Source organism: Natronospira sp., from assembly GCF_007134575.1.
In the GTDB taxonomy this organism is placed as follows: Bacteria; Pseudomonadota; Gammaproteobacteria; order Natronospirales; family Natronospiraceae; genus Natronospira; species Natronospira elongata.
Map to the genome: position 1 here is coordinate 1 of NZ_SLKM01000310.1, position 6,029 is coordinate 6,029.

General features: G+C 61.4%; 4 protein-coding genes and 1 pseudogene. 3 read left to right on the top strand and 2 right to left on the bottom strand.

Features of this window, described 5'->3' with window-relative positions; genetic code table 11:
• On the bottom strand, nucleotides 1-1,869 hold a 1,869-nt coding region (locus ACJWXQ_RS12505; RefSeq protein ID WP_406672930.1), incomplete at its 3' end, for a PAS domain S-box protein.
• A 295-nt stretch (nucleotides 1,870-2,164) separates the two neighbouring features.
• On the opposite strand from ACJWXQ_RS12505, the gene recQ reads away from it, so the two are divergent.
• The 3 genes from recQ to ACJWXQ_RS12520 are packed head-to-tail and all read left to right on the top strand — an operon-like array spanning nucleotide 2,165 to nucleotide 5,764.
• Complete coding sequence (recQ, locus tag ACJWXQ_RS12510) at nucleotides 2,165-4,306, top strand: DNA helicase RecQ (RefSeq protein ID WP_406672931.1); 2,142 nt, start codon at nucleotides 2,165-2,167, stop codon at nucleotides 4,304-4,306.
• Between the two features lie 28 nt (nucleotides 4,307-4,334).
• Entirely contained in the window at nucleotides 4,335-4,772 is a 438-nt protein-coding gene (locus ACJWXQ_RS12515; RefSeq protein WP_346050136.1) for a hypothetical protein, read from the top strand.
• Between the two features lie 38 nt (nucleotides 4,773-4,810).
• Nucleotides 4,811-5,764, top strand: coding sequence for an SPFH domain-containing protein (locus ACJWXQ_RS12520; protein ID WP_346050134.1), 954 nt, complete (start codon nucleotides 4,811-4,813; stop codon nucleotides 5,762-5,764).
• A gap of 78 nt (nucleotides 5,765-5,842) precedes the next feature.
• Here ACJWXQ_RS12520 and ACJWXQ_RS12525 read toward each other — a convergent pair.
• Nucleotides 5,843-6,029: pseudogene (locus tag ACJWXQ_RS12525) on the bottom strand (DUF547 domain-containing protein); the annotation flags it as partial.

Here is a 6,029-nt window from a genome sequence, read left to right on the forward strand (position 1 = left end):
CAAGACGCCGAACTCGTCTCCCCCAAGCCGGGCCAGATAATCGCTGCCACGGACGCATTGGCTCATGACACCCGCCACCTGCCGCAGCATGTCGTCCCCGGCCACATGGCCGCAGCTGTCGTTCACAATCTTGAAACGGTCCAGGTCAATGTAGAGCAGGGCATGTTCCGTGCCGGCCTGCTCGGCTCGGGTCAGCGCCCGCAGGCGTCGGTCGAATGCGCGCCGGTTGAGCAGGTTGGTCAGGTGATCATGGCTGGCTTCATAACTGAGCGCTTCCTGCGCCCGAATTCGTTCCAGTTCGGTCTCCACCCTGGCAGCAAAAATGCTCAGGATGTTGCGAATCTCACCGGATTGTTCTTCCGCCATGGGGCGGTCATCAATCACCACCAGGAAACCGAGCACATTGTCGTCAGGATCGCATAGCGGCAGCGCGGTATAGCTTTCTGCGGACAGTGTTTGCAGCAGCGCATCTTCGGGGTAATGCCGTGCCACTTCTCGGCCAATATGAACGGTCTCCCTGCCGGTATTCATTGCCAGGGGGGAGTGACTCAGTTCGTAGGTGATGGTGGACCTGAATTCCCGACCGTCCCAGAAGGCCAGAGACTTGAGCTGGGGGCGGGTGCCCTCGAAGAGCTCGCCGACCAGGGCGTAGCGGGCCCCCAGGGCGGTTGCCAGCTGACGGGCGATCAGGCGAAAGAATTCCTCGCCACTGCCGGAGGCTGTTCCGGTGGCAATGGCCTGGAGTGCGTCCTGGGCCCGTTTTTTCTCAGTGATGTCCCGTAGTACAAGGCTTGTGCGCTCACGGCCCGACGAATCCAGATAACGAGTACAGACCACATCACCGGGGAAGGACTCGCCGTTGCGGCGTCTCAGCGGCAGCTCTCCGCGCCAGAATCCACGCTCTCGACGAGCGTCCAGGGCTTTCAGAAAATTCTCGTCATCCTCGATGAATACGAGGCTCCGGCCGCCAGCGCAGAGCTCCGCTTCGCTGTAACCGAAGAGCGTTTCCGCCGCGGGATTGGCATGGAGGATGCTGCCGCCCGGCTCGGTAATCAGGGCCGCGTCCATGCTGTTTTCGAAGAAGGCCCGGAATCGGGCCTCGCTTTCCTGCACAGCCCGTTCGGCGGCTCGTAGCGGTGCCAGATCCTGAATCGTGGTGACCAGGCAGGGGCCGCTGCCAGCCAGCTCGACGCGAGCATATGTCACCCAGACCGGAAGGAGCCTGCCCTGGGTTGTCCGTACGACCTGCTCGGAGGGGAGGTGCTTGCGATTGATCGCGCCATCGAGATAGGCACGCAACTGGCGTTGGACCGGGCCGGGTGTCTCCTGGGGAAGTAGAAGCTCGATGCCCTGGCCGCTCAGCTCATCGACAGAGTAACCGGTCATTTCCGCCAGTTTGCGATTGCTCCGAAGTATCCGGCCCGAGTAGTCCAGTACCAGCAGGCCGGTCTCGGCCGAGTTCAGGACCGCCTCCAGCAGCGACTCCTTGTTGAGCGACAGGCCCAGTCGGGTGCTGAGCTCGAGTTCGCGGTCGAGCAGCCTTGTCAGGCCCCGGATCAGGGTTTCCGCTTCCGGGCTCCATTCCTCCGGGGTGCTGCTGTGTAGCAGTCGCAGGCGTCCAAGGCCCTGGGCCAGTTGAAAACGGCGCTCAAAGCAATTGCCGCTTGCCTGTTCGGAATCAGTGCCCAGGCAGGCCGTGCCGGGTGGGCGGCCTTCTTCGATCCGCAGGGGCGCGGCACCCGGGCGCTGAAGGCGCAGGCTGAGCCATTGGCAACCCGATTGCTGGCGAATAATCGTGCACAGCAGTTCCACCGCCGCCGTTTCAGCAGCGTCATAGGCTTTGCCGTGCAGATCCACGACCTTGTTCACCGTCCCTGATTCAATGGCGAGTCCTCCTGCTGCCGACCTTGGGGCCGGGCCAGGGATGCCTGGAATCCTTGCTCCTAGAGTGATTCAAATACGGATACCATGGGGGATCAAGGAGGAAAGGAATGAAAGGCGCTTTTTGGGAGGGGTTGCCGTAACTTAGTGGGTAATTGGTTTAGAATCGCCTTTCTCTGATCCTCACTGTCGATAAAATCCGACAGGCGGAGGGCCGCCAGGCCGTCCGCTTTGCGGTAGGATGCAGCCCCATTCCATCAAGCAGGGCAGATCAGGCAGCGGTATGAGCGAATCCCCCCACGAGGTATTGCGGTCGGTATTCGGTTATCAGGCCTTCCGTGGCCATCAGCAATCGGTGATTGAGCAGGTCCTCTCCGGCGGTAACGCCCTGGTGCTCATGCCCACCGGCGGTGGCAAATCCCTCTGCTACCAGATTCCGGCCCTGATTCGACCCGGCACCGCCGTGGTGGTCTCGCCCCTGATCGCACTGATGCGCGATCAGGTGGAAGCCCTCCGTCATAGCGGCGTGAAGGCGGCCTGCCTCAATTCCTCCTTGCCCCCCGACGAGCGCCGGGCGACCGAACAGGCCCTGCAGGCCGGGGAACTGGACCTGCTCTATGTTGCCCCGGAGCGTCTGCTGCAGGGCGCCTTTCTGGCCCGTCTCAGCCAGTTGCGGATCGCTCTTTTTGCCATCGATGAGGCCCATTGTGTATCTCAGTGGGGACACGATTTCCGTCCTGAGTACATGCAACTGGATTGCCTCAAGGAGCGCTTCCCGGGGGTGCCCCGGATTGCCCTGACTGCCACCGCCGATGCCCGAACCCGGCGCGAAATCGAGGCACAGCTCTTTCCCGACGGGGTGGAAACCTGGATCAGCAGCTTTGACCGGCCCAATATTCGCTACGGTGTTGGGTCCAAGCAGAATGCCCGTGACCAACTGCTGGGGTTCATCCGTGAGCGTCACGCCGGCCAGTCCGGCATCGTTTATTGTCTGAGTCGGAAGAAAACCGAAAGTCTGGCCGCCTGGCTGGCCGATCAGGGTGTCAATGCCCTGCCGTATCATGCCGGCATGTTGGCCGAAGAGCGCCAGTACCACCAGCGTCGTTTCATCCAGGAAGAGGACCTGGTGATTGTCGCCACCGTTGCCTTCGGCATGGGCATCGACAAACCGGATGTACGGTTCGTGGCCCATATGGACCTGCCCCGGAGCATCGAGAGCTACTATCAGGAGACCGGCCGGGCCGGTCGGGATGGTCTGCCGGCCGATGCCTGGATGGTCTATGGGCTTCAGGACGTGGTCCAGATTCGCCAGATGCTGGCCCAGTCAACTGCCCCCGAGGCTCAGAAACAGGCTGAACGTCGGCGCCTGGAGGCTTTGCTGGGCTTTTGCGAGTCCACCGACTGTCGCCGCCAGACGCTGTTGGCCTATTTCGGTGAGGACCATGCCGGTCAGTGCGGGAACTGTGACAATTGTCTGCAACCGCCTGATACCCGTGATGTCACCGAGCAGGCTCGCATGCTGCTGTCCTGTGTCTATCGCACCGGGCAGCGCTTCGGCGCCCACTACGTCATTGATGTCTTGCGCGGCAAGGATGATGAGCGGATTCGGCGCAATGGTCATCACCGCCTCAGCACGTTCGGGATCGGCGAAAAACTGTCCCGCCGTCAGTGGTTCACCGTCACCCGCCAGCTATTGGCTCGTGGTTATCTGGAAGCGGACGCGGAGGGGCACGGCAGTCTCTTTCTAAGTGAAGCCTGCCGGCCTTTGTTGCGGGGTGAAGAAAGCCTTCGGGTAAGGGAGGATAAGGCCAGTCAGCGTCGCAGCAGAAGTCGGGCGACGGGGGAGGCCGCACCGGCTGGCTGGGAGGCCCTGCGCCGCTGCCGCCGGGAGCAGGCAGAGGCCGAGGGCGTGCCGCCCTATGTGATCTTTCACGATGCGACGCTCATGGAGATGCTGCGCATGCGTCCCCGTAGCCTGTCGGACATGGCCCGTGTCCCCGGTGTCGGCCAGGCCAAGCTGGAGCGTTACGGGCAGCAGTTTCTCGATGTCATTCGCGGCCTGATGGAGGCCGAGGCGGGCGGTACGGCGAGCCACCATCAGACCTTGACCCTGTTCCGTGAAGGCCACAGTGTGGATGCCATCGCTGCCCGCCGCGAACTTGCCGTGGTCACCATCCAGGATCATCTGGCCCGCTGCGTGGAAGAGGGCAGCCTGGAGTTGCAGGATGTGATTACACTCGAAGCAGCGGAACTGGAGACCATTCGTGATGCCCTCATGCAGGAGGGCGAACCCGCGTCCAGACTAAGGCCCGTGCACGAAGCCTTGGACGAAGTCTATGACTTCAAGACGCTTAAGTTGGTGCGCGCCGCCCTGATCAGGGAAACCTCGGAGCAGGCTGCTGTGGAGACCGTTTCAATCGGGTAGAATGCTGCTTTCGGAAGGGGGGAATCCTATGCAAGCTTGGCATCTTTGGGCTGTCGTGGCTCTGCTCTTGGCGCTGGCCGAACTCATGGGCGGGCAGTTTATTCTGCTGGGCCTGGGCCTGGCCGCCGCTCTGGTCGCTTTGGTCTTGGCCTTTCTGCCTGGCATGGGACTGGCGGGGCAGCTTCTGATCTTCGGTGTTGCCGCCGCGGTGATCGTGCCCGTGATCGTCATGATCTTCCGTCACTATTTTCCCGAAGGTGGCGTGTCGGTCATGAACGAGCCGGGCGGCAAGGCGGGACAACCACGCACCGTGGTGGAACGCGACGGGCGTGTGGGCGTGGAGATCTATGGTGATTTTTATCCGGCGGAGTTTCCCAGTGGTCTGAAGCCGGAGCCCGGCATGGAAGTGGTGGTAACCCGTTTCCGAGGAATTGTCGCCATGGTTCGTGCAGTCAGCGCTGATTGAGTTGTTTTGTCGTTACTGAATCCTTAAAGGGGTAAGCAATGGAAGCAAGTATTATTGTCATTGGCCTTTTGGCCGTTGTCATCGCCATCTTTCTGGCCCAGGGTCTGCGGATCGTCCAGCAGTCCGAGTGCATGGTCATTGAGCGGCTCGGCAGTTTTCATCGGGTCCTGAATCCCGGCATCAATCTGATCATTCCCTTTATTGATCAGCCGCGCCAGGTGACGGTCCAGGCCTATACCCGCAGCGGCCAGCGGATCATGAGCAACACCAACCGTATCGATCAGCGTGAGACGGTGCTGGACTTTCCGGGGCAGCCCATGATCACCAAAGACAACGTGGCCGTGCGGGTTAACGGCGCCATCTATTACCAGGTGGTGGATCCCAAGTCCGTGGTTTATACCGTGGAGAACTTCGTCCTCGCCGTGGAAACCCTGACCCGCACCACCCTGCGTTCCGTGGTGGGTAACCGGGAACTGGATGACCTTCTGGAAAACCGGGACGAGGTCAACCAGCGTCTGCTGGAGATCCTGGACGAGGCTGGTGAGAAGTGGGGGGTCAAGGTGACCCGTGTGGAGATCCAGGATATCGATCTGCCGGTTGAGATCGAAGAGGCCATGCGGGCCCAGATGACCGCCGAGCGTAAGCGCCGCGCCACCGTCACCGAGGCCAATGGTCATCGTGAAGCGGAAATCAAACAGGCCGAGGGTGACAAGGAGGCTGCCGTGCTGCGGGCCGAGGGTGATCGGGAAGCGGCCATCCGCCGGGCGGAAGGTGAGCGCAAGGCGATTGAAACCATTCTCGCCGCCGGCGGCGATCGTGGTCTGGATGCAGAACGGGTGACCGGTTACCTGCTGGGCCTGGAGTATCTGCGTACCCTGCCGGACATCGCCAAAGAGGGCGACCGGGTCTTCCTGCCCACGGAGTTCAGCCAACTCGGCAGCACCATCGGTGCCTTCAGCGATCTGGCCGGCAAGTTGCGTCAGCAGGGCTGAACCGCTCTTCTCTGAGAGTCATAAAACGGCGCCCCAAAAGGGGCGCCGTTTTTTTTGGAACCTCTGGTCGGAGGTTCCTTAGTCGAATTCCGGGAAATTGCCCGGGCTGTTCAGGTTCCAGTCGTAGTCGATGTAGCGGATACGATTGGTCCCATCAAGCTTGTCCGCCACTCGCTCATCGCCGTGCTTGCGAATCCAGTCACGGACCGACCCTTCTTCCCGCTCATAGTCTTGCTCATACCAATCGAAAAGACTGGAAAGCATC

Excerpts from the sequence above, each read along its gene's own strand:
- recQ (WP_406672931.1), top strand. The coding sequence starts at position 2,165 with ATGAGCGAATCCCCCCACGAGGTATTGCGGTCGGTATTCGGTTATCAG.
- ACJWXQ_RS12515 (WP_346050136.1), top strand. The coding sequence starts at position 4,335 with ATGCAAGCTTGGCATCTTTGGGCTGTCGTGGCTCTGCTCTTGGCGCTG.
- ACJWXQ_RS12520 (WP_346050134.1), top strand. The coding sequence starts at position 4,811 with ATGGAAGCAAGTATTATTGTCATTGGCCTTTTGGCCGTTGTCATCGCC.